This window comes from Pseudomonas sp. PS1(2021), assembly GCF_020405165.1.
In the GTDB taxonomy this organism is placed as follows: Bacteria; Pseudomonadota; Gammaproteobacteria; order Pseudomonadales; family Pseudomonadaceae; genus Pseudomonas; species Pseudomonas aeruginosa.
Genome location: NZ_CP084484.1, coordinates 624,294 through 647,276, shown reverse-complemented (window position 1 = coordinate 647,276; position 22,983 = coordinate 624,294). Strand labels below are relative to the sequence as shown.

The 22,983-nt window shown below is 67.9% G+C and carries 20 protein-coding genes and 3 tRNA genes; 5 read left to right on the top strand and 18 right to left on the bottom strand.

Features of this window, described 5'->3' with window-relative positions:
- The first annotated feature begins 72 nt into the window (after window positions 1–72).
- Window positions 73–1,038, top strand: a complete 966-nt coding sequence (locus LE197_RS03190) for a DUF1853 family protein (protein WP_033975895.1) — start codon at window positions 73–75, stop codon at window positions 1,036–1,038.
- Here the strand turns inward: LE197_RS03190 and LE197_RS03185 are convergent, their stop codons facing one another.
- The 3 genes from LE197_RS03185 to LE197_RS03175 form a co-directional block, all read right to left on the bottom strand.
- Window positions 1,039–1,938: a 1-aminocyclopropane-1-carboxylate deaminase/D-cysteine desulfhydrase gene (locus LE197_RS03185; protein WP_049239344.1), complete on the bottom strand. Its 900-nt coding sequence runs from the start codon at window positions 1,936–1,938 to the stop codon at window positions 1,039–1,041.
- Window positions 1,939–1,975: 37 nt separating this feature from the next.
- Window positions 1,976–3,415 (bottom strand): chromosome partitioning protein ParA, encoded by a 1,440-nt coding sequence (locus tag LE197_RS03180; RefSeq protein WP_079456322.1) that lies wholly within the window; start codon window positions 3,413–3,415, stop codon window positions 1,976–1,978.
- Window positions 3,416–3,751: 336 nt separating this feature from the next.
- Window positions 3,752–5,791 carry an NADPH-dependent 2,4-dienoyl-CoA reductase gene (locus LE197_RS03175; RefSeq protein WP_033975889.1) on the bottom strand — a complete coding sequence of 680 codons (2,040 nt, stop codon included), beginning with the start codon at window positions 5,789–5,791 and terminating at the stop codon, window positions 3,752–3,754.
- A 214-nt stretch (window positions 5,792–6,005) separates the two neighbouring features.
- Here LE197_RS03175 and LE197_RS03170 point away from each other — a divergent pair, with 214 nt between their 5' ends.
- The gene (locus LE197_RS03170; RefSeq protein ID WP_033968123.1) at window positions 6,006–7,124 is read left to right on the top strand and encodes a carbon-nitrogen hydrolase family protein; all 1,119 of its coding nucleotides are present in this window, start codon (window positions 6,006–6,008) and stop codon (window positions 7,122–7,124) included.
- Window positions 7,121–8,158, top strand: coding sequence for an AraC family transcriptional regulator (locus LE197_RS03165; protein WP_012613883.1), 1,038 nt, complete (start codon window positions 7,121–7,123; stop codon window positions 8,156–8,158). The genes LE197_RS03170 and LE197_RS03165 overlap by 4 nt, the downstream gene beginning before the upstream one ends.
- Window positions 8,159–8,445: 287 nt before the next feature.
- Here LE197_RS03165 and LE197_RS03160 read toward each other — a convergent pair.
- The 12 genes from LE197_RS03160 to xcpR all read right to left on the bottom strand — a co-directional run bounded on the left by LE197_RS03160 (window position 8,446) and on the right by xcpR (window position 16,410).
- Window positions 8,446–8,522, bottom strand: a tRNA-Asp gene (locus LE197_RS03160).
- 114 nt (window positions 8,523–8,636) lie between these two features.
- Window positions 8,637–8,713, bottom strand: a tRNA-Asp gene (locus LE197_RS03155).
- A gap of 16 nt (window positions 8,714–8,729) precedes the next feature.
- A tRNA-Val gene (locus LE197_RS03150) sits at window positions 8,730–8,805 on the bottom strand.
- A gap of 138 nt (window positions 8,806–8,943) precedes the next feature.
- Window positions 8,944–9,468: a GspM family type II secretion system protein XcpZ gene (gene xcpZ / locus LE197_RS03145; RefSeq protein ID WP_003091369.1), complete on the bottom strand. Its 525-nt coding sequence runs from the start codon at window positions 9,466–9,468 to the stop codon at window positions 8,944–8,946.
- A 1-nt stretch (window position 9,469) separates the two neighbouring features.
- Window positions 9,470–10,618 (bottom strand): GspL family type II secretion system protein XcpY, encoded by a 1,149-nt coding sequence (gene xcpY / locus LE197_RS03140; RefSeq protein ID WP_059309686.1) that lies wholly within the window; start codon window positions 10,616–10,618, stop codon window positions 9,470–9,472.
- Window positions 10,615–11,616 (bottom strand): GspK family T2SS minor pseudopilin variant XcpX, encoded by a 1,002-nt coding sequence (gene xcpX, locus LE197_RS03135; protein ID WP_003119753.1) that lies wholly within the window; start codon window positions 11,614–11,616, stop codon window positions 10,615–10,617. Before xcpX ends, xcpY begins: the two co-directional genes overlap by 4 nt.
- Window positions 11,613–12,326 (bottom strand): GspJ family T2SS minor pseudopilin variant XcpW, encoded by a 714-nt coding sequence (xcpW, locus tag LE197_RS03130; protein ID WP_059309687.1) that lies wholly within the window; start codon window positions 12,324–12,326, stop codon window positions 11,613–11,615. Before xcpW ends, xcpX begins: the two co-directional genes overlap by 4 nt.
- Window positions 12,323–12,712 carry a GspI family T2SS minor pseudopilin variant XcpV gene (xcpV, locus tag LE197_RS03125; protein WP_003103528.1) on the bottom strand — a complete coding sequence of 130 codons (390 nt, stop codon included), beginning with the start codon at window positions 12,710–12,712 and terminating at the stop codon, window positions 12,323–12,325. The genes xcpW and xcpV overlap by 4 nt, the downstream gene beginning before the upstream one ends.
- A complete protein-coding gene (xcpU, locus tag LE197_RS03120; protein ID WP_003103530.1) occupies window positions 12,709–13,227 on the bottom strand; it encodes a GspH family T2SS minor pseudopilin variant XcpU in 519 nt (172 codons plus the stop codon). Before xcpU ends, xcpV begins: the two co-directional genes overlap by 4 nt.
- 6 nt (window positions 13,228–13,233) lie before the next feature.
- Window positions 13,234–13,680, bottom strand: coding sequence for a GspG family T2SS major pseudopilin variant XcpT (xcpT, locus tag LE197_RS03115; RefSeq protein ID WP_003119751.1), 447 nt, complete (start codon window positions 13,678–13,680; stop codon window positions 13,234–13,236).
- A gap of 4 nt (window positions 13,681–13,684) precedes the next feature.
- Window positions 13,685–14,902 carry a GspF family T2SS innner membrane protein variant XcpS gene (xcpS, locus tag LE197_RS03110; RefSeq protein ID WP_003091376.1) on the bottom strand — a complete coding sequence of 406 codons (1,218 nt, stop codon included), beginning with the start codon at window positions 14,900–14,902 and terminating at the stop codon, window positions 13,685–13,687.
- Complete coding sequence (xcpR, locus tag LE197_RS03105; RefSeq protein WP_073648892.1) at window positions 14,902–16,410, bottom strand: GspE family T2SS ATPase variant XcpR; 1,509 nt, start codon at window positions 16,408–16,410, stop codon at window positions 14,902–14,904. Before xcpR ends, xcpS begins: the two co-directional genes overlap by 1 nt.
- A gap of 219 nt (window positions 16,411–16,629) precedes the next feature.
- Between xcpR and xcpP the strand changes: the two genes are divergently transcribed.
- Both xcpP and xcpQ read left to right on the top strand, forming a co-directional pair.
- Complete coding sequence (xcpP, locus tag LE197_RS03100) at window positions 16,630–17,337, top strand: type II secretion system protein N (protein WP_042173362.1); 708 nt, start codon at window positions 16,630–16,632, stop codon at window positions 17,335–17,337.
- Between the two features lie 4 nt (window positions 17,338–17,341).
- Window positions 17,342–19,315, top strand: a complete 1,974-nt coding sequence (gene xcpQ, locus LE197_RS03095) for a GspD family T2SS secretin variant XcpQ (RefSeq protein WP_057389308.1) — start codon at window positions 17,342–17,344, stop codon at window positions 19,313–19,315.
- A gap of 94 nt (window positions 19,316–19,409) precedes the next feature.
- On the opposite strand, the gene LE197_RS03090 is transcribed toward xcpQ, so the two are convergent.
- From LE197_RS03090 to purF, 3 genes are read right to left on the bottom strand one after another with little or no spacing between them, the layout of a single operon-like run.
- Entirely contained in the window at window positions 19,410–20,177 is a 768-nt protein-coding gene (locus tag LE197_RS03090) for an SDR family oxidoreductase (protein ID WP_033968127.1), read from the bottom strand.
- On the bottom strand, window positions 20,174–21,385 hold the full coding sequence (locus LE197_RS03085) for an O-succinylhomoserine sulfhydrylase (RefSeq protein WP_003110062.1): 1,212 nt from the start codon (window positions 21,383–21,385) through the stop codon (window positions 20,174–20,176). Before LE197_RS03085 ends, LE197_RS03090 begins: the two co-directional genes overlap by 4 nt.
- A 16-nt stretch (window positions 21,386–21,401) precedes the next feature.
- Window positions 21,402–22,907 carry an amidophosphoribosyltransferase gene (gene purF, locus LE197_RS03080; protein ID WP_003091383.1) on the bottom strand — a complete coding sequence of 502 codons (1,506 nt, stop codon included), beginning with the start codon at window positions 22,905–22,907 and terminating at the stop codon, window positions 21,402–21,404.
- Window positions 22,908–22,983 lie beyond the last annotated feature (76 nt).

Genomic DNA, 22,983 nt, shown 5'->3' with positions numbered 1-22,983 from the left:
CCGCGGACAGCGGCAAACCCGCGCATGTGCGGGAAATCGCCGCGAACGGCGCAACCCGGCTAACCTCTGGGTATGACGCTGCTGACCGAACTGCTCGACGAATTGCGCCAACCGGCCGTCCGCGACCTGGCCTGGACCCTGCTCGCCCCGCCGTTGCTGTGCCGGACCCCGGAGCCGCAGCGCCATCCGCTCGCCGCCAGCCGCTGGCGCCAGGAGCCGGAGCGCCTGGCCGCCTGGTTGCGCGAACAGGAGCGACAGCCGCAGCACCTCGCCGCCTGGCTCGCGCAATGGCCACGGCAGCGTCTCGGCCTGTACTACGAACATCTCTGGCAATTCGCCCTGGAACAGGCCCCGGACGTGCGCCTGATCGCCGCCAACCTGCCGGTGCGCGACGGCGGGCATACCCTTGGCGAGCTCGACCTGCTGCTGCGGGACGACGACGGCATCCACCACCTGGAACTGGCGATCAAACTCTACCTGGGGCCCCAGTCCGGCCCCGGCGACTGGCTCGGGCCCGGCGGCCAGGACCGCCTGTCGCGCAAGCTGGAACACCTCTGCCGACACCAGTTGCCGCTGGCGGCGACCCGCGAGGGTCGCCAGGTGCTGGCCGCCCATGGCGCCGAGTCGGCCGTTTCCGCATTGTGGCTGAGCGGCTACCTGTTCCATCCCTGGCCCGGGCCGGGCAGCCTGCCCGCCGACATCGAGCCACGGCATCTGCGTGGCCGCTGGCTCCGCCAGCGCGACTGGCCGGCGTACCTGGCCAGCCTGGCCGGACCGCAGGCCGGGCAGCATTGGCTGCATCTGTCGCGCGAGCACTGGCTGGCGCCGGCCATGCGGCGGCAGGACCCGCTCGACCCACCGCGCGACGGCGCCTGCTGGAACATCGCCTTGGCCGGCGAGGCACGTCCGCAAATGCTGGTAAGGGTGGTGCCGCGCGACGGCTACTGGGTAGAGGCCGAGCGCCTGTTCCTGGCCAGCGACGACTGGCCGCCGGGGCTCAGCCTGTGGGGTAGCGCGCGCCAGGCCGCGGATGCCTGATCAGAGCAACGCCAGCAAACGCTCCTGCAATGCCCGGCGGCCCTGCAGGCCTCCGCTGTGCAGCGCCACCAGCCGGCTGCCGCGAGCCACCGCGCCGCTCTCCACGGCCTCGCGCAGGGCGAGCAGTAGCTTGCCGGTGTACAGCGGTTCGAGGGCGACGCCGCTGGCCGTCTCGAACTCGACGATGAACCGCGCCAACCCCCCATCGAGGCGGGCGAAACCGCCACGACTGGCATCCAGCAGGCGATAGCCGGCATCGGCCCAGCCCGCCTCGGCAAGGGTCGCCGCGACCTGGGCGGCGACGCCGTGGTCCTCCGGCACCGCCAGCGCGCCCACCACGGGATGCCGCCCGGCCTCGCCGAGCACCAGGCCGGCCAGTGTCGTACCGGTACCGGCGGCCACCCAGATCGCGTCGTAATCGTCCCAGCCGAGCGTCGGCAACTGGGTCGCTATGCGCTCCACCAGCCCGATGCAACCGCGCGCGCCCAGCAGCCCGCCACCGCCTTCGGCGACCGGCAGCAACCCTGGGTATCGTTCCCGCCAGGGAAGCCAGAAGCCGGCGACATGCCGCTGGCGATAGCCGCCGTAGCCGAGCCAGTGCAGTTCCATGCCGAGACTGCGCAGGTCGCGCACCGTCGGCGTATCGGCTTCATGTCCGCGCAACAGGCCGACGCAACGGAAACCGAAACGCGCGCCGGCGCCGGCCAGCGCGTGCAGGTGGTTGGAATGGGCGCCGCCGAGGCTGATCAGGCCGTCCAGACCCTGCTCGCGGGCCAGCGCCAGGTGTGGCGCGAGCTTGAACCCCTTGTTGCCGGAGATCAGCGGATCGGCCTGGTCCAGGCGCAGCAGCGCCAGTTCGACCCCGGCCCGTTGCAGCCAGTCGAGTTCGAGACGCTGCAAGGGTGTATGCGGTGACCAGTGGGGAAACGGCAAGGAGTCAGCTCACGGTGCGCAGGCGCCCCGTGGTCTTGTGCCGGGCGCAGCAGTTGGTGTCGCCGGCGACGAAGCGCGCCGGGTTGTCGACCCGGTCGAGCGGCAGGTTGCAACGTTCGCCGCCAGGCAGCAGCGCCTCGCAGCGCGGCTGCTGGAAGTGGTCCAGCCACTGGCGGTACTGGCTCTCGGAGACGAAGCACTTGGCCGCCGCGTAGGCCAGCGGATTGTCCTGGTAACGCGGGATGTCCTGCAAGGGGATGGTCAGGTGCCCGGCGCCGGGATGGTAGGCGACGAATACCACGCCCTGGCCGGATAGACGCTCCAGCAGTTGCTCCGGCCCCTGGGCGGCCAGACGGTCGCGCTCGGCGCGCAGCTCGGCCAGTTCCTGCTCCAGTTGCTGGTCCAGCTCGTTGCGGTAGGCCAGTTCGACGTCGCGGATCGAGACCTGCTCCTTGTAGCCGGCTACCGCCGCCGCCACCCGGGCCTCCAGTTCGTCGGCGAACTCCGAGCGCAGCAGGTCGGTCTCGTTGCGCCCCTGGTTCTCGATGAAACGCAGTTGCCGGGTCAGTTCCTCGCGGTTGCGCTGGAACTGCTCGCCCTGCTCCAGCAGACGCTGCTGCAACTCGGCGTTCTCCCGCGCCTGGCGCTCCAGTGCCTGTTGCAGGCTGAGCACTTCGCTGCGCAGGATGTCCAGTTGCCCGCGGGCGTCCTGTTCGCGCCTGGCCAGTTCCTCTTCGTGCTGCCGGGCGAGCCCGGCCAGGCGCTGCTCCTGCTGCCGGGCCAGGGCGGCGAGCTGTTGCCGCTGCTGCTTGACCAGTTGCGCCAGGCGCGCCGTCTGCTCGTCCTCCTGCTTGCGCGGAGGCTCCGCGGGCGGCGCCTTCGCTGCGGCGGGACCGGCGGCGTACCATTGTTCTTCGGCGGCCATCTGCAGCCGCTGCGGCTCCACCGCGGCAGGCTCTTCGTCCACCAGCAGGCCCAGCTGGTTGCGCCTGAGCGCGTCGCGGATGAGCACGAAATGGTTGCGTCCGGCGCTGCTCTCCGGGTCCCAGAGGTGCATCTGGTGCCAGGACACCGGGCACTGGCTGCGACAGGCCAGGCGGATCGGCCCGCCGCCCATGTCGGGGCCGCGTCCGGCGCGTTCGGCGAGGTTGCGCAGAGGCAGGTTCCAGCCGGTGTCGGCGCCGCCCTGCTCGTCGAAATCGAGATAGAAGAACACCGCCGCCCGCGCCTGCAGGCGCGGATTGATCAACACATAGGCCAGGTGCATCTGCCGGTCGGCGTATTCCGACATGCGTACCAGGCCATCGAGCAGCGCCTCGAATTCGGGATACAGCATTTCCTTGCAGACGCCGCTGTCGTTGAAGAACAGCACGGCCTCCGCCATCTGTGGCTTTTTCTGCATGCTCATCGCTAACCCTCGAACGCCTGGCGAGGCGGCCCGCATCCGGCAGTACCCATCTGGCATGTCACCTGAAAAACAGGCGCTATCTCGTTGTTCGGGCAAGTCTAGGGGAAAAAATGTCGCGGGCAATGTGACTGGGTTGGCAGACACCCGGGCGATGCCGGACGGCCCGCCGAGCGGTAGGGGAAATTGTGAAGCGGTCGGGTTTTGAGCGGACGGAGATCACCGTGGCAGAGCGCCACCGTTCACCGAACCGGTGCGCAGCGCCCCGCCGCGCCGACGAGCGCGGACAAGGGCGATACGCAGAACCTGTGCGAGCTGGAGAAAAGCCGTTTTCAACGCAGTTTCTCCGCTACGCAACAGATCGCGGAAAGGTTCTCAGAGTTCGGCGGCCAGGCGCGAACCCTGGTTGATGGCGCGCTTGGCATCCAGCTCGGCGGCGACGTCGGCGCCACCGATCAGGTGCACGCTCTGGCCGGCCGCCAGCAGGCCGTCCTGCAACTCGCGCAGCGGGTCCTGGCCGGCGCAGACGATCACGGTATCCACCGGCAGCACCTGCGGCTCGCCCTCGGCGACACGGATATGCAGGCCGGCGTCGTCGATCCCGAGATACTCCACGGCATTCACCATCTGCACCTGCTTGTTCTTCAGGCCGGCGCGATGGATCCAGCCGGTGGTCTTGCCGAGGCCGTCGCCGACCTTGCTCTTCTTGCGTTGCAGGAGGAACACCTGGCGCGCCGCCGGATGCACCTCGGCCTTGACCCCGGCGATGCCGCCGCGGGCCTCCAGGCGGGTATCGATCCCCCACTCCTTCCAGAACGCCTCGCGCTCCAGGCTGGTGGACGGACCGGCATGGGTGATGAATTCGGAGACGTCGAAGCCGATGCCGCCGGCGCCGATCACCGCCACCTTGCCACCCACCGGCTTGCGCTCGAGGATCGCATCCAGGTAGCTGATCACCTTCGGATGCTCGATACCGGGGATCGCCGGCGTGCGCGGAACGATGCCGGTGGCGAGGACGATCTCGTCATAACCGCCCGCGACCAGGTCGTCCACGTCGACCCGGCGGTTCAGGTGCAGTTCGACACCGGTGCTCTCCAGCTTGTTGCGGAAGTAGCGCAGGGTCTCGTGGAACTCTTCCTTGCCGGGAACCCGCTTGGCCACGTTGAACTGCCCGCCGATCTCGCCGGCGGCGTCGAACAGGCTGACCCGGTGCCCACGCTCGGCGGCCACGGTGGCGGCGGCCAGGCCGGCCGGACCGGCGCCGACCACGGCGATCTTCTTCGGCCTGGTGGTGGGGATGTAGTTCAGCTCGGTTTCGTGGCAGGCGCGCGGGTTGACCAGGCAACTGGTCAGCTTGCCGCCGAAGGTGTGGTCGAGGCAGGCCTGGTTGCAGCCGATACAGGTGTTGATCCGTTCGGCGTGGCCGGCGGCGGCCTTGTTGACGAAATCCGGGTCGGCGAGGAACGGCCGGGCCATGGAGACCATGTCGGCATCGCCCTCGGCCAGGACCTTCTCCGCCACCTCGGGAGTGTTGATGCGGTTGGTGGTGATCAGCGGGATGCCGACCTCGCCGCGCAGCTTGGCGGTGACCTTGGTGAAGGCCGCGCGCGGCACCTTGGTGGCGATGGTCGGGATACGCGCCTCGTGCCAGCCGATGCCGGTATTGATCAGGGTCGCGCCGGCCTTCTCGACGGCCTTCGCCAGCAGCACGATCTCGTCCCAGCTGCTGCCGCCCTCGACCAGGTCGAGCATGGACAGGCGATAGATGATGATGAAGTTCGGCCCCACCGCCTCGCGCACCCGGCGGACGATCTCCACCGGCAGGCGCATGCGGTTCTCGTAGCTGCCGCCCCAGCGGTCGGTGCGCTGGTTGGTGTGCCGCACGAGGAACTGGTTGATGAAGTAGCCTTCCGATCCCATGATCTCGACGCCGTCGTAGCCGGCGACCTGGGCCAGGCTGGCGCAGTTGACGAAGTCGGCGATCTGCTTCTCGATGCCTTCCTCGTCGAGTTCCTTGGGCTTGAACGGATTGATCGGCGCCTGGATCGCGCTCGGCGCCACCTGCTTCGGGCTGTAGGCGTAGCGGCCGGCATGCAGGATCTGCATGCAGATCTTGCCACCCGCCTCATGCACCGCCTGGGTCACGATCCTGTGCTTCTCCGCCTCTTCCGGCGTGCTCAGCTTGGCCGCGCCGGAATACACGCCGCCCTCCTCGTTCGGGCCGATGCCGCCGGTGACCATCAGGCCGACGCCACCGCGGGCGCGTTCGGCGAAGTACGCCGCCATGCGCTCGAAGCCCTGCGGCTTCTCTTCCAGGCCGGTGTGCATGGACCCCATCAGGGTGCGGTTGCGCAGGGTGGTGAAGCCGAGGTCCAGCGGGGCGAGCAGGTGCGGATAGGGAACGGCGGCGGTCATCGGGGGTCTCCACATCGGGCGAAACGCGTTCACGGATATGCCGCGGCCTCGGGCGCAATGCGCGGGACGGGCAGCGGTCGGTATGGCGACGACTCTAAGGAGCGCCACCGGAGCGCTCAATGATCCTAAATGACAAGTTACTGATCGGAATGCACAGGGATGCTTGGCAAGCCGACGCCACTCCCCTACCCTGTGGGCTGCCTTGGAGACCCGCATGCGCAAGCTGATCTTCCTGATCCTGATCACCCTCTTCGCCGCCTACGCCGGCTGGGCCGAACGCCGCCCGGTAGGCCACTACCTGTCCGACCTGCGCAGCCAGGTCAGCGTGGTCCAGGGCCAGCCCGGCGAGCGCGGCAACCTGCTGGCGGTCCAGCCGGAACTGTTCACGCCGGACTACCAGAGCGCCGAACGGTTGCAGCTGAAATTCCACGCCTACCTGGAAAATGCCCGCCGCCAGGGCCTGCTCAACGAGCGCACGGTGGTGGTGTTCCCCGAGCATGTCGGCACCTGGCTGGTGGCCAGCGGCGAGAAGCCCGAGGTCTATGCCGCCGCCGACTGGCCCACGGCGATGGACTGGATGGCCGCGAGCAACCCGCTGAAGGTGGCGCGCGGCTGGATCACCGCGCGCGGCGAACAGCGTCTCACCGACACCCTGTTCCGGATGAAGGCGGTGGACATGGCCCACGACTACCAGACCCTGTTCGGCGGGCTCGCCCATGATTTCAAGGTGACGGTGGTCGCCGGCTCCATCGTCCTGCCCGACCCCGAGGTCGAGGACGGCGAACTGCGTCCCGGCACCGGCCAGCTGTACAACGTCAGCCTGACCTTCGGTCCCGACGGCCGGCCGCTCGGCCAGCCGCAACGCAAGGTGTTCCCGACCCGCCACGAACTGAGCTACCTCAACAACGGTCGCGGCGAGCGCCTGCAGGTGCTGGATACGCCGGCGGGACGCCTGGGCGTGCTGATCGGCACCGACAGCTGGTACCCGGACACCTACGCCACCCTGGTCGAACAGCGCGTCGAACTGCTGGCGATCCCCGCCGCCCTGAACCAGAGCGGTCGCTGGCAGCAGCCCTGGCCCGGCTTCGATGCCGAGCTGGTTCCCGGCGACGTGCGCCTGGCGCCGAACAGCCTGAGCAACGCCGAGGCCTGGCAGCGCCTGGCGGTCGGCGAGCGCCTGCTGGCCAGCGGTGCGCGCGGCGCCGCCGTAGCCTTCGCCCATAGCCGCCTGTGGAACGTCACCGAAGACGGCCAGAGCCTGCTCGGCTCGGCGCAGGGCATGCGCCAGGCCAATCCCGGCGGCGGTGCGCAACTGGTCAATCTCTGGCTATGAGCGCGCCCCGGGTTCGCCTCGGCGACCTCTCGGTCGGCTTCGTCCAGGCGCTGGCCGATGCCCTGCTCGCCGCCGGCGTCGAGCCCGCGCCGCTGCTCGAACAGTACGGGCTCGACCAGCGGCGCCTGGCCGAACCCGGGGCGCGCCTGTCGATCCCCCGCTACATGCGTCTCGGCCACGCTGCCATCCAGCTCAGCGGCGACCCCGCCCTTGGCCTGCAGATGGGCCGCCTGAGCCGTCTCGGACAGATGGGCCTGGCCGGCGTCAGCGTCGCCCAGGCGCCCAACCTGCGCGCCGCCGCGCGGGCGATGATTCACCTGGAACCGCTTTACGCGCAGAACTACCGGGGCCAGTCGAGCCTGGTGGAAGACGCCGGCGGCGCCTGGCTGCGCTTCTATTCGATCAGCCCCTACAACGCCTACAACCGCTTCGTCGTCGATTCAGTGCTGGCGGGCTGGATCAGCCATCTCGGCGCCCTGGCAAGGCAGCCGTTGAAAGCGGAGCGAGTGGAGATCGAATATCCAGCGCCGCCTTGGGCCGAGCGCTACGAGGCATTCTTCGGCTGCCCGGTGGAATTCGGCGCGCCGACCAACCAGTTGCGCCTGAGCCAGGCCAGCCTGGCCCTGGCGAACGCAGAGCACTGTCCGAGCACCTGGAACCAGATGCTGGAACTCTGCAATCGCGAACTGGAGCAGTTGACCCGCACCCGCAGTTGGCGCGAGCGCGTCAGCCGCCTGCTGGGGCCGATGCTCAATGGCCGCGAGCCGGACCTCGAGGAAATCGCCGCGCGCCTCAAGTTGCCGACCTGGACCCTGCGGCGCAAGCTGGCCGAGGAAGGCACGCAGTTCCGCAGCATCCTCAACGACACCCGCCGCGACCTGGCGATGGTCTACATCCGCGAGACCGACCTGGCTTTCGGCGAAATCGCCTACCTGCTCGGCTTCGCCTCGGCGGAAGCCTTCCAGCGCGCCTTCAAGCGCTGGAGCGGGCAGACGCCCGGCGAATTCCGCCGCGCCCAGCGACAGAGCGCCTGATCACATCTCGGTGGCGTCGTCCGCCGGCTCCGGCAGGTCGCATTCGGCGGCATGCTGCTCCAGCAGTTCTTCCTGGTAGTCGTCCATCGCGGATCACCTTTCGTTCGTCTGTGTCTTACAGCTGTAGACGAGGAAGATGACAGCGGGATTACCGCGCGCGGACCGACGGAGCAGGAAATCCGGCAAACAAGGAGAAAACGGAAGACGCAGGGGACGACGGAAACGAAGAAAGCGGCCAATGGCCGCTTTCTTCGTGGCTCACCCCGCCTCGGCGTGGTGAAGATGTATGGCGCAGCGGACGGGACTCGAACCCGCGACCCCCGGCGTGACAGGCCGGTATTCTAACCGACTGAACTACCGCTGCGCGTCGGCTGGGCAAGATGCCCGGTAAAGTGACTTCCACTCGTTGCAGCCAGGCTGCCCGCCTTCTAGCGGAAGACGGCGAGTTCGGGGTGGTGAACTCGGGAGGGGAAGTGAATGGCGCAGCGGACGGGACTCGAACCCGCGACCCCCGGCGTGACAGGCCGGTATTCTAACCGACTGAACTACCGCTGCGCGTAACTTGCGAGATTGGTGGGTGATGACGGGATCGAACCGCCGACCCTCTGCTTGTAAGGCAGATGCTCTCCCAGCTGAGCTAATCACCCTTCACTCTCGAAGTGGGGCGCATTCTACCGACCGAAAAACCTAAGTCAATGCCCTGATTGAATTTTTTTTGAAATTTCGGCGATCGCCTGTCGCCACGGTCGGCGCCGGGGCCCATGCCGGCCCCAGCCACGGGCCGCTCACTCGACCCGCAGGCTCAGGCGCGCCGAGACCCGGCCGTCGACCTGGCGGTCCAGGCCGGCCTCCGCCACCTGCACGCCCTGCCCGTTCAACTGCTCCAGCCAGGGCAGCAGCTTGGCGAATGGCGCCGGCTGCAGGGCCACCTGCACGGCGCCCTCGCCTTCGTTGTCGAGGCGCTCGACACTCAGTCCGGCCTGGGCCGCCGAAGCCGTGACCATGCCCTGCAGCGCCGCCGGGTCGATCTGCGCCTGCGGCGCCGCGGCATCGGCCTGGCGCACGTTGGGCGCCTGCTGCTGGATGTAGGCATGCAGCGCGCGCTGTTCGGTGAAGTACTGCCGCGCCGACTGCAAATGGCGCTCGGCCGGGCGCCACAGCGCCAGATAGAGCACCACCAGCAGGAGGAACGCGCCGAGCCAGAGCAGCGCCAGGCGGTCCCGCGCCGGCAGCCCGCGCCAGCGGATCGCCAGCTGCGAGGTTTCCGCCTGGGCCCTGAGGCGCTCGTGGAATTGCGTCATCACCTTCATCTCAACCTCCTATCACCAGGCGCGCACTGACCGTCGAGCCATCGCGGCTGGCCGAACCCAGTTGCACCGCCAGCCCGGACTCGCTGAGACGCGAACGCAGCCGTTCCAGCACGTCGAAACCGGGAGCCCGCACCTGAAGGGCGACGTCACCGCGAGCGGCGCTGAAGTCCAATTGCTCGACGCTCACCGTCGGTTCGCCGCCGATCACCGTGGCGGCCTGGCCAAGCAGGCCGAGCAACTGGCCCTCGCCACCGCTGCTGGCGCTGTCGGCCAGGTGTTGGTCGAACTGCGCGCGCAGGTTGATCAGCTTGCGGTCCTCGGGAAACAGCTGGCAGTAGAGTTCTGCGCTCTGCGCCGCGTAGCGGTCGCCTTCGCGCTGCAACTGCCAGGCCTGGACCAGGGTGAAGCCCCATTGCAACACCAGCCACAGCCCGACCAACCCCAGCAGCGGCCGCCAGCGGCGCCACTGGCTGCTCTGCTGGCGCGCGGCGAACTCGGCCTGGGCCAGGTCGGTGCCCAGCGGCTGCTCGCTCAGCCAGACGTGCGGATTGCCCGCCAGGGGCTGGACTGCCACCCCTTCCGGGGGCGCCACCTCCTGCGCGGCGAAGGCCCGCTGCGGCGGCGGGCAACTGTCGCGCAGTACCGGCCAATCCTCGCTGCCGCAGGCCAGGCGTACGGCGCCGCTGCCGCCGAGCAGCCAGCGCTCTTCCAGCCAGAACAGGCAACTGCCCTCGCCCGGCAGGCAATCGGCATCGACATGCAGCGAAGCCGGCGCCTTGCCCGCGCCCTCGGCCAGAGCCAGCCAGGCGGCGAGCCAGGTGCGCTGCACGGCGAATACCCGGTGGCGGCCGTCGGCCAGCGCCGGACCAAGGGCAAGGTGCATCTGCTCGACATCGTCGGCCAGTTGTTCCTCCACCGCGAACGGCAGCGACTGGCGCAACCAGCGCGCCTTCTGCGTAGGCAGGTTCACCGCGCAGGCGGTCACCGCCTCCACCGGCAGGTACAGCCGCCAGGGCGCGCGAATCTCCGCCAGCGCCTGGGCGAACGGCGCGCGCCGGCACTCGCCGTCCTGCACCCACCATACCGCCAGTTCCCCATCGGCCCCCGCCGTACCGGCGGGCGGCAGGAACAGCGCACTCACTCCACTCATCGCTCGTCCTTCTTCCAATCGTCGCCGCCCGTCGACGGGATGGGCAGGCCGCCCTGTCCCATGTCGCGGGCCATCACGCGTATCTTGCCGTCCTTGCCCCGCTGCAAGGTACTCACCAGCACCTGCCGGCGGTCGCCCAGGCTGACCTCGCTGATCACCTGGAAGTAGCGGGTGCCGACGGCAAAGTTGACGTTACTCGCCTTTGATCCCAACTCGTTCAGGTGCTTACTGAACTCAGTCTTCTCCTGGAAGCCTTCTCGCCCACGAGCCGCCACGATGTTTTCCGCCTGTCCCGGATCGATCTCGAACATGGCGGCCAGCACCGGCACGCTGGCGGTGTTCACGTTCAGCGGCGCATCTTCGGGCAAGGCGCTGACGAACGGCAGCAGGCGTCGATAGTCGGCTTCCGACAATTTCAGCAGGCGCAGCTCGGACACGTCCTTGAAACTGCGGTTGGCGGCGCGGTAGGCCGGCGCCTCCAGCAGGTACTGGTTGTCCTCGGCGCCTTGTTCGCCCTGCGGATTCTGGTCGGCGTCGAGCCAGTCGGCCAGCCGGTCCGGCAAGCCTTGGACGATCTCTTCCTTCATGCCCAGGGTGGCCAGCAGGCGACGGAACTGCTTCACCGAATCCGGCTTGACCTTGCGCTTGCGCACCAGTCCGTTGAGGTTGAAACGCCCGCTGGGGTCCTCGATCCGCACCCGCAGCTCGCCGCCGTCGTCCAGCTTGAACGGCGTCATCGGTCGCGCCCAGGCCTCGCCCAGGTGGTCCACCGGCTCGCGGGTATTCTCGCCGCCCTGGCGCAGGTCGCGGCGCAGCACCGCTTCCGCCAGGCGTTCGCCGCCCAGCGCATAGTGCCAGGCCTGGCGCACGTGCAATTGGTTGGCGCTGCTGCGTATCGCCAACTGCTGGCGGATGATCAGCCCGGCGCAGACGATGGTCACCACCGCCACCACCAGCAGCACGGTGATCAGCGCGACGCCGTTCTGCCCGCGCCTCATTCCGGCGCCCCCGGCATGCCTTCCGGCGGCTGCGGCACTCCGCCCTCGCCGTTCTCGCCATTCTCGCCGCCCGACTGGCCCTGCGGCTGGTCCTGCTTGAGCGGCGCATCGAGCAGACGCCAGACGCGCACCAGCTTGCCGTAGTGGCGGTGCTCCAGGGTCATCTCCACCGCCAGCGGCAGGCTTTCCAGGCGCTCCTCCTCGCTGCCTTCGTCGGTCGGCCAGTGGCCCTGCCAGTTGTGCTCCTCGTCGAGGAAGCGCCAGCTCAGCGCGGTAACCCCGTCCAGCACCTGCTGCACCCGTGGCTTGCTGTCCTGGGCGCGGTCCAGAACCAGCCAGTAGCGGCGTTCGAGGGTCTCCCCGGACAGCGACCAGCGCACCCGCTGCAGGCGCGAGCGCGCCTGGCCGAGCGGGTTGCGCCAGCCGCCACGGGTGAATTCGACGATCCGGTCGTTCTCGCCCTCGCTGAGGAAGGCGCCACGGTTATCGCCCAGTTCGTCGCGTACCGGACGTTCGACCGCCTGGGTCAGGTCGCGCTCCAGCGCGCCCATCGCCCGCACCAGCTCGCGCATACGCTGCTCCTGCACGCGAGTCGCCTGGTCGGTCTGCATCACGCTGTCGAACATGCGGTAGGTGGCCAGGGCCAGCAGGGCGAAGATGGCGATGGCGATCAGCAGCTCGAGCAGGGTGAAGCCCCGCTGTAGCCTCATGGCTGGCTCCCGAGGAAACCGACGAGGCGCGCCGCGGCGCGCTCCTCGATGCTGCCACGCTCGCGGCCGAGGGGCTTCGCCGCGACCCAGACGATCACCCGCCGCATATCCTGCTCGGCGGTGCTGTCGACCTGGGTGCGCCACTCCCAGCGACGCCCGGCGAACTCCAATTCACCCTGGTTGCGGCCACTGGAGGGCGGCGTCTGTTCCAGTTGCAATTCGTTGAGACGGTTGTCGGCGATCCACATCGCCAGGGTCTTGTCTTCCAGCCGCGAGGCGTTCTGCAGGCTGCGCGCGCTGGCACTGAGCACGCTGGCCGCGACCATGGCGAAGATCGCCAGGGCCACCAGCACTTCCAGCAGGGTGAAACCGCGCGCACGCTTCATCGCCGCGCCACCTCGACCCGTGGCAGGCGGAAACCGTCGCTGCTCAGCGACAACGCCCGCCCCTCGGGTCCGCGCTCGGCCAGGCGCAGGCGGAACGGGCTGAGTTCGCCACTGGAGAGGATCAGCAATTGCGGCTGGTCGGTACCTTTCTTCTGCTCCTTCTCGCCCTTGCTGCCGGCCAGCACCAGCGGCTGGCCGTCCAGCTCGAAGGTCAGCTCCGCCCACTCCGGCAGGCGGTGGCTGTCGCGCGCCACCGGCAACCAGCGCGCCTTCGCTTCGTCGTAGCGCAGTACCTGGTAGGCATCGCGCTCCAGGCGCAGGCCGTACTCGCGGTTGTCCAGCACGGCCTCGTCGGTCAGCACGCCGATCAGCCCGGCGAGCCGCTCGGCCTCGCTGTCCAGCTCCCGCGAGGTGCTGGCGAAGCCGGTGCTGAGCACCGCCAGGCCGATCAGTACGCTGATGATGACCATCACCACCATCAGCTCGATGAGGGTGAAGCCGCGCGAAGCCCGCATGTCCGGTCAGTTGTCCCAGTTACCGATGTCGGCGTCGTTGTCGCTGCCACCTTCCTTGCCGTCGGCGCCCAGCGAATACAGGTCGAACGGGCCCTTGGTTCCCGGCGCCAGGTACTGGTAGGGATTGCCCCACGGATCGACCGGCAGCTTCTTCAGGTAGCCGTCCTTGTTCCAGTTCTTCGGCTGCGGATTGCCGGTGGGCTTCTTCACCAGCGCCTCGAGGCCCTGCTGGGTGCTCGGATAGGCGAAGTTGTCCAGCTTGTACATGTCCAGCGCGGCAGCGATGGCCTTGATGTCGCCCTTGGCCACGGTGACCTTGGCCTGGTCGGGACGGCTCATCACCTGCGGCACAACCAGGGCGGCGAGGATACCGAGGATGACCACCACGACCATGATTTCGATCAGGGTGAAGCCCGACTGTTGGCGACGCTGCAATGGGCGGCTCTGATTCACGCGATTACCCCACGAGTTGGTTGAGAGAAAGGATCGGAAGAAGAATGGCAAGGACGATGACCAGCACCACCGCGCCCATGAATATCAGCATGAACGGTTCGAACAGGCCGACCATCAGGCCGATCTGCGCCGCCAGGTCGTTCTCCTGGTTGCGCGCGGTGCGCGCCAGCATCTGGTCCAGCTCGCCGGAGCGCTCGCCGCTGGCGATCATGTGCAGCATCATCGGCGGGAACTGCCCGGTGGCTTCCAGCGAGCGGGTCAGGCTGGCGCCCTCGCGGACCTTCTGCGCGGCCTTGACCACTTCGTTGCGGATGATCCGGTTGGCGATCACCTCGGCGGCGATCGCCAGCGCCTCCACCAGCGGCACGCCGCTGCGGGTGAGGATCGCCAGGGTCGAGGCGAAGCGCGCGGTGTCGGTGGAACGCACCAGCCGACCGACCAGCGGCACGCGCAGCAGGAAGCCATGCCAGCGCTCGCGAAAGGCATCCTTGCGCAGCGCGTAGCGGAAGCCGATCACGCCGCCGATCGCCGCGACGAAGGCCAGCGCGCCCCAGGCCTTGACCCAGTCGCTGACGCCGATCAGCACGCGGGTCAACAGCGGCAGGGTCTGCCCGCTGTCGATGAACACCCGGACCACGTCGGGCACCACGTAGCCCAGCAGGAAGCCGACGATGGCCAGCGAAGCGACCATCAGGATCACCGGATAGAGCAGCGCCAGCTGGATCTTCTGCCGCGACTGCTGGCGCTGCTCGGTGTAGTCGGCAAGTTGCTCCAGCACCGGGCCGAGGTGCCCGGCATGCTCGCCGGCAGCCACCGTCGCCCGGTACAGCTCGGGAAAGGCGGTGGGAAACTCGCGCAGGCTGCCGGCCAGGCTATGGCCTTCGAGGACCTTGGCGCGCACCGCGAGAAGCATCGACTGGATGCGCTGCGAGGTGGACTGCGCCGCGGCGGCGCGCAGCGCCTCCTCGATCGGCAACGCGGCCTGGACCAGGGTCGCCAGTTGCCGGGTCACCAATGCCAGGTCGCGCGCGGACAGTCCGCGGGCAAACGTCAGGCGCCCGCCCTGCCCGCTCTGCTCGCGGGTACGGGTGGGCTTTACGTCGAGCGGCGCCAATTGGCGCTCGCGCAGCAACTGGCGGACCTGGCGCGCGCTGTCCGCCTCCAGCACGCCCTTCTGCTGGCGACCGCTGGGGTCGAGGGCGAGGTATTCGAAGGCGGCCATTATTCTTCCCGGGTCACGCGCAGGACTTCCTCGACCGTGGTGACGCCTTCCAGCACCTTGCGCCGACCGTCGTCGCGGATGCTCGGTCCGCTGGTGCGGGCATGCCGGGTCATTTCCTGCTCGGAGGATTCGTTGTGGATCAGCGAGCGCATGTGGTCGTCGAACACCACCAGTTCATAGATACCGGTACGCCCGCGATAGCCATGCTGGTGGCACTCGCCGCAGCCGCGGGCGCGATGCAGGGTCGGCGGCGCGGCGGGATCGACGCCGAGCAGCGCGCACTCGGCCTCGTCGGCGCGGTAGGGCTCCTTGCACGCCGGGCAGAGCACCCGCACCAGGCGCTGGGCCAGCACGCCAAGCATGGAGGAGGACAGCAGGAACGGCTCGATGCCCATGTCTACCAGGCGGGTGATCGCGCCGATGGCGCTGTTGGTGTGCAGGGTCGAGAGCACCAGGTGGCCGGTCAGCGAAGCCTGCACCGCGATCTCGGCGGTCTCCCGGTCGCGGATCTCGCCGACCATCACCACGTCCGGGTCCTGCCGGAGGATCGCGCGCAGGCCGCGGGCGAAGGTCATGTCGACCTTGGCATTGACCTGGGTCTGGCCGATGCCTTCCAGGTGGTATTCGATCGGATCCTCGACGGTGAGGATGTTCCGCGTGCGGTCGTTGAGCGTGGTCAGGCTGGCGTACAGGGTGGTGGTCTTGCCCGAACCGGTGGGCCCGGTGACCAGCAGGATGCCATGCGGCTTGCGCACGGTTTCGTCCATCAGCCTGCGGTCGCGCTCGCTCATGCCCAGGTGCTGCAGGTTGAGGCGCCCGGCCTGCTTGTCGAGCAGACGCAGCACCACGCGCTCGCCGTTGGCCGAAGGCAGGGTCGAGACGCGGATGTCCACCTCGCGCCCGCCGACCCGCAGGGAAATCCGCCCATCCTGGGGAATACGCTTTTCGGCGATGTCCAGCCGCGCCATGACCTTGATCCGCGATACCAGCAGGGCCGCCAGCTCGCGCTTGGGCTCCAGCACCTCGCGCAGCACGCCGTCGACGCGGAAGCGCACCACCAGGCGCTTCTCGAAGGTTTCCAGGTGGATGTCCGAGGCGTTCTCGCGGATCGCCTCGCCGAGGATCGCGTTGATCAGGCGAATGATCGGCGCGTCGTCCTCCTGCTCCATCAGGTCCTCGGTTTCCGGGACCTGGTCGGCCAGCGCGGCGAGGTCCAGGCTGCCGCCGAGGTCCTCGGCGAGCTGCATGGCCGCCGAGGAGTCATGCTGGTAGGACGCCGCCAGGGCCTGGTTGAAGGCATCCTCGCCGAGCGCCTTGAGCGGCAGGCGGCGACCGGCGAAGCGCTGCGCCTCGGCGATCGCCGCCAGCTCCACCTGCGGCCGGCAGGCCAACCAGTACTGCTCCTCCAGGCACAGGAACAGCAGGCCCTGGCGCTTGGCGAAGCTGAACGGCAGACGCCGTGGCGGTGCGGCCGGCTCGGCGATATCGGGTAACGGGGCTGTCATCATGGATGCCTTATAGCGGTAACCTTACAGAAGTATCTTGGTCGTATATGACCACTGAACGGTTACCGTCAGTATTGTTAGTTGTTAGTCATTTTGTGCGGCCGGTCCCGGGTTCCTCTTGCAGAAATATCCTGGCGAACCGTTATCTTAAGCACAAGCGTGCCTGGCCCGGCCAGTCACACCTATTGATAGAAGTAGGTAGCCTACCGGCAACGAACTGCTATGATCCCTCGGCGATCTTCAGACATAACGATAAAGACCAGGAGTGATGTATTGCCTTTCTCCGGCGCCTCTTCCCGCTGGCTGCAGCGGTACGCCCCGGCCCTTCTGGCTGTTGCCCTGATCATCGCCATGAGCATCAGTCTCGCCTGGCAGGCCGCCGGCTGGTTACGCCTGCAACGCAGCCCGGTGGCCGTCGCCGCCTCGCCGGTCAGCCACGAATCGACCCGCAGCGACCCGACCCGCCTGGCGCGCCTCTTCGGCACCAGCGCCCAGGACCCCAACGCCCCGCCACCGGCCACCAACCTCGACCTGGTGCTCAAGGGCAGCTTCGTCCAGAGCGATCCCAAGCTGTCCAGCGCGATCATCCAGCGCCAGGGCGACAAGCCGCACCGCTACGCGGTCGGCGGCGAGATCAGCGACGGCGTGAAGCTGCACGCGGTCTACCGCGACCGCGTCGAACTGCAGCGCGGCGGGCGCCTGGAAAGCCTGCCCTTCCCGCACCGTTCCGGGGGACTGCTGGCCAGCGCGGACGACATTACAAGCGAGAACGACTCGATCGAACAACTGCAAAGCCTGCAGGATGAGAACGCTGCAGCATTGCGCGAGCGCCTGGACGCCTTGCGCCAGCAGATGGAAGCCACGCCCATCGCAGAACCCGCCGAAGAAGACTCGAGCGAGCCCACGACCACGCCTACGGAAAGCGACTGACCCGATGTCCCAGCCTTTGCTCCGCGCCCTGTTTGCCCCTTCCAGTCGTTCGTACGTTCCCGCCGTCCTTCTCAGCCTGGCCCTCGGCATCCAGGCGGCGCACGCCGAAAACAGCGGCGGGAACGCCTTCGTCCCCGCCGGCAACCAGCAGGAGGCGCACTGGACGATCAACCTCAAGGATGCCGACATCCGCGAATTCATCGACCAGATTTCCGAGATCACCGGCGAGACCTTCGTCGTCGACCCGCGGGTCAAGGGTCAGGTCAGCGTGGTCTCCAAGGCCCAGCTCTCGCTGAGCGAGGTCTACCAGCTGTTCCTCTCGGTGATGAGCACCCATGGCTTCACCGTGGTCGCCCAGGGCGACCAGGCGCGCATCGTGCCCAACGCCGAGGCCAAGACCGAGGCCGGCGGCGGCCAGAGCGCGCCGGATCGCCTGGAGACGCGAGTGATCCAGGTGCAGCAGAGCCCGGTATCGGAACTCATCCCACTGATCCGTCCGCTGGTCCCGCAATATGGCCACCTCGCCGCGGTGCCCTCGGCCAACGCACTGATCATCAGCGACCGCAGCGCCAACATCGCGCGAATCGAAGACGTGATCCGCCAGCTCGACCAGAAGGGCAGCCACGACTACAGCGTGATCAACCTGCGCTACGGCTGGGTGATGGACGCCGCCGAGGTGCTCAACAACGCCATGAGCCGCGGCCAGGCCAAGGGCGCGGCAGGCGCCCAGGTGATCGCCGACGCGCGCACCAACCGCCTGATCATCCTCGGCCCGCCGCAGGCGCGCGCCAAGCTGGTGCAACTGGCGCAGTCGCTGGACACCCCGACCGCGCGCTCGGCCAACACCCGGGTGATCCGCCTGCGCCACAACGACGCCAAGACCCTCGCGGAAACCCTCGGCCAGATTTCCGAAGGCATGAAGAACAACGGCGGCCAGGGCGGCGAACAGACCGGCGGCGGCCGACCGAGCAACATCCTGATCCGAGCCGACGAAAGCACCAACGCCCTGATCCTGCTGGCCGACCCGGACACGGTCAACGCCCTCGAGGACATCGTTCGCCAGCTCGACGTGCCGCGCGCCCAGGTATTGGTGGAAGCGGCCATCGTCGAGATCTCCGGCGACATCCAGGATGCCGTCGGCGTGCAATGGGCGATCAACAAGGGCGGCATGGGCGGGACCAGGACCAACTTCGGCAATACCGGGCTGTCCATCGGCACCCTGCTCCAGGCGCTCAAGGAGGACAAGCCGCCAGCGCTTCCCGACGGCGCCATCGTCGGTATCGGCAGCAGCAGCTTCGGCGCGCTGGTCACCGCGCTGTCGGCGAACAGCAAGAGCAACCTGCTGTCGACCCCGAGCCTGCTGACCCTGGACAACCAGAAAGCGGAAATACTGGTCGGTCAGAACGTCCCCTTCAATACCGGCTCCTACACTACCAACAGCGAAGGTTCGAGCAATCCTTTCACCACGGTCGAACGCAAGGACATCGGCGTCAACCTCAAGGTCACCCCGCATATCAACGACGGCGCGGCCCTGCGCCTGGAGATCGAGCAAGAAATCTCCTCCATCGCCCCCAGCGTGCAGCAGGTCAGCAACACCGACATCATCACCAACAAGCGCTCGATCAAGAGCACTATCCTCGCCGAGAACGGCCAGGTCATCGTGCTCGGCGGCCTGATCCAGGATGACGTGGTGCAGGCAGAGTCCAAGGTACCGCTGCTCGGCGATATTCCCTGGCTGGGCAAGCTATTCCGCTCGACCAAGGACACTCACACCAAGCGCAACCTGATGGTCTTCCTGCGCCCGACCGTAGTGCTCGACGGCGCAGGCCTGGCGGCGATTTCCGGGAAGAAGTACAGCGACATCCGCGTGCTCGACGGCCGTCGCAGCCCAGAAGGCCGTGGGAGCATCTTGCCGAGCAGCGCCGGACAATTGTTCGACGGTCAGACCGTCGACCTGCGCGACCTGAAAGCGGAGTAACGTTCCTCGGGCTCTCCTGCGAGACAGCGGAGGACAGCAAAAAAGGCGCGGCCCCTTGCGGGTCAGCGCCTTTTTCACATCGACATGGCAACACTCAGTCGAGGTAGACCATTTTCCGGGTCATGCCGCCATCGACCAGGAATTCCTGGCCGGTGACGAAACCGGCGTCCTCGGAGAGCAGCCAGGCCACCAGCGACGCGACATCCTCCACCGTTCCGACCCGGCCGACCAGGTGCTGGTCGTGGTCCAGCTCGGTCAGCGGCGCAGCCTCGCGCTCGGTGGCCTCGCGGGTATCGATCCAGCCGGGGCTGAGCGCATTGACACGGATCTCCGGGCCCAGGCTGGCGGCCAGGGCATGGGTCAGCGCCAGCAACCCGCCCTTGCTCGCGGCGTAGGCCTCGGAGTCAGGCTCCGACTGGTGGGCACGAGTCGAGGCGATGTTGACGATGGCGCCATTGTGCGCGCGCAGATAAGGCGTGCAGTACTTGGCCAGCAGCATCGGACCGGTCAGGTTGACCGCCAGGGTGCGGGTCCACTCGCCGAGGCTCAGCGCCTCCAGCGGCGTATTGCGCGGATTGGCGATGGCGGCGTTGCAGACCAGGCCGTCGAGGCGGCCGAACTGACCGAGCACCTCGGCCACGCTCATCGCCACCTGGCCCTCCTGGGCCACGTCCATGGCCACGAACCAGGCGTGCTCGCCCAGCGCCTCGGCCACCCTGGCCCCGCGTTCACGGTCGTTGTCGGCAAGCACTACCTGCCAGCCCTCGGCGATCAGCCAGGCACTGATGCCCAGGCCAATGCCCCGGGCCGCCCCGGTGACCAGGGCGACCTTGCCGTTGCCTCGCAGGTTGGGTTCGATCACAGCGCGGCCAGCCCCCGGGCCATGTCGGCCTTGAGGTCGTCGAGGTCTTCCAGGCCGACCGCGACCCGGATCAGGCTGTCGCCGATCCCGGCGCGCGCGCGGTCCTCGGGGGACAGTCGACCGTGGGAGGTGGTCGCCGGGTGGGCGATGGTGGTCTTGGTGTCGCCCAGGTTGGTGGTGATCGAGACCATCCGGGTAGCGTCGATGAAGCGCCAGGCGGCATCGCGCCCACCCTTCACGTCGAAGCTGACGACCGCGCCGAAGCCGCTCTGCTGGCGCCGGGCCAACTCATGCTGAGGATGGCTCTGCAGGCCCGCATAGTAGACCCGCTCGATGCCCGGCTGGCGCTCCAGCCATTCGGCCAGGGCCAGGGCACTGGCGCTGTGCGCCTGCATGCGGATACGCAGGGTTTCCAGGCCCTTGAGGAACAGCCAGGCGTTGAACGGGCTGAGGGTCGGTCCGGCAGTGCGGAGGAAGCCGACCACTTCCTTCATCTGCTCGCCGCGACCGGCGACCACCCCGCCCATGCCCCGGCCCTGGCCGTCGATGTACTTGGTCGCGGAGTGGATCACCACGTCCGCACCGAGCTTCAGCGGCTGTTGCAGGGCCGGCGTGCAGAAGCAGTTGTCCACCGCCAGCAGCGCACCCTTGGCGTGGGCGATCTCGGCCAGCGCAGCGATATCCACCAGCTCGGCCAGCGGGTTGGATGGCGACTCGACGAAGAACAGCTTGGTATTCGGCTTGCACGCCGCCTCCCAGGCCGCGAGATCGCTCAACGGCGGATAGTCGACCTGGATGCCGAAGCGCTTGAAGTACTTGTCGAACAGGCTGATGGTCGAGCCGAACACGCTGCGCGAGACCAGCACGTGGTCGCCGGAACTGCACAGGCTCATCACCAGGGCGAGGATCGCCGACATGCCCGACGCCGTGGCCACCGCCTGCTCGGCTCCTTCGAGGGCGGCGATGCGCTCCTCGAAGGTGCGTACCGTGGGGTTGGTGTAGCGCGAATAGACGTTGCCCGGCACTTCGCCGGCAAACCGCGCGGCCGCGTCGGCGGCGGTGCGGAAGACGTAGCTGGAAGTGGTGAACAGCGCCTCGCCGTGCTCGCCCTCCGGCGTCCGCCGTTGCCCGGCGCGAACCGCCAGGGTGTCGAAGGCCGCGCCTTCCAGGTCGCTGTCGAGACGCCCGGCATCCCAGTCCTGAGTCATGCCGCTCTCCCCTTTGTCAGTCGTTATACAGATCGATGATCGCGCTGACCGCCTGGCTCTTGGCCTTGGTCGCATCGTTGCGCGCCTGTTCGATCCGGTTCAGGTAGGCCTCGTTGACGTCACCGGTCACGTACTCACCGTCGAACACGGCGCAGTCGAAGTGATCGATCTTGATCTTGCCGCCGCCGACCGCATCGATCAGATCGGGCAGGTCCTGGTAGACCAGCCAGTCGGCGCCGATCAGCTTGCTGACGTCCTCGGTGCTGCGATTGTGCGCGATCAGCTCGTGCGCACTCGGCATGTCGATGCCGTAGACGTTGGGGTAGCGCACGGCCGGCGCGGCGGAGCAGAAGTAGACGTTCTTCGCCCCGGCCTCGCGGGCCATCTGGATGATCTGCTTGCAGGTGGTGCCGCGGACGATGGAGTCATCCACCAGCATCACGTTCTTGCCGCGGAACTCCAGCTCGATGGCGTTGAGCTTCTGCCGCACGGATTTCTTCCGCGCCGCCTGGCCGGGCATGATGAAGGTGCGGCCGATGTAGCGGTTCTTGACGAAGCCCTCGCGGAACTTCACGCCGAGCCGGTTGGCCAGTTCCAGCGCCGCGGTGCGGCTGGTGTCCGGGATCGGGATGACCACGTCGATGTCGTGGTCGGGACGCTCGCGGAGGATCTTGTCGGCAAGCTTCTCGCCCATGCGCAGGCGCGCCTTGTACACCGAGATGCCGTCCATGATCGAATCCGGACGCGCCAGGTAGACGTGCTCGAAGATGCACGGCGCGTATTTCGGCGCCTTGGCGCACTGGCGGGTGTAGAGCTTGCCTTCCTCGGTGATGTACACCGCCTCGCCCGGCGCCAGGTCGCGGATCAGGGTGAAACCGAGTACGTCCAGGGCCACGCTCTCGGAGGCGATCATGTATTCGACGCCGTTCTCGGTATGCCGCTGGCCGAAGACGATCGGACGGATCGCATTGGGGTCGCGGAAACCGACGATGCCGTGGCCGGTGATCATCGCCACCACCGCGTAGCCGCCGACGCAACGGTCGTGCACGCAGGAAACCGCGGCGAAGATGTCCTCCTCGGTGGGCTGCAGCTTGTTGCGCACCGCCAGCTCGTGGGCGAACACGTTGAGCAGCACTTCCGAATCGGAGTTGGTGTTCACGTGGCGCAGGTCGGATTCGTAGATTTCCTTGGCCAACTGCTCGACATTGGTCAGGTTGCCGTTGTGCGCCAGGGTGATGCCGTAGGGCGAGTTGACGTAGAACGGCTGCGCTTCCGCCGAGCTGGAGCTGCCGGCGGTCGGGTAACGCACATGGCCGATGCCGACGCTGCCGATCAGGCGCTGCATGTGGCGCTGCTGGAAGACGTCGCGGACCAGGCCGTTGTCCTTGCGCAGGTACAGCTTATCGTCATGGCAGGTGACGATACCGGCAGCGTCCTGGCCGCGATGTTGGAGGACGGTGAGCGCGTCATACAGCGCCTGATTGACGTTCGACTTGCCCACGATACCGACGATGCCACACATGTGACGCAACCCCTACTTGGCTCAAGCTGGAAAGATGGGAAGCGCGATCGGCCCGTCCCGGACCATCGAGCTGACC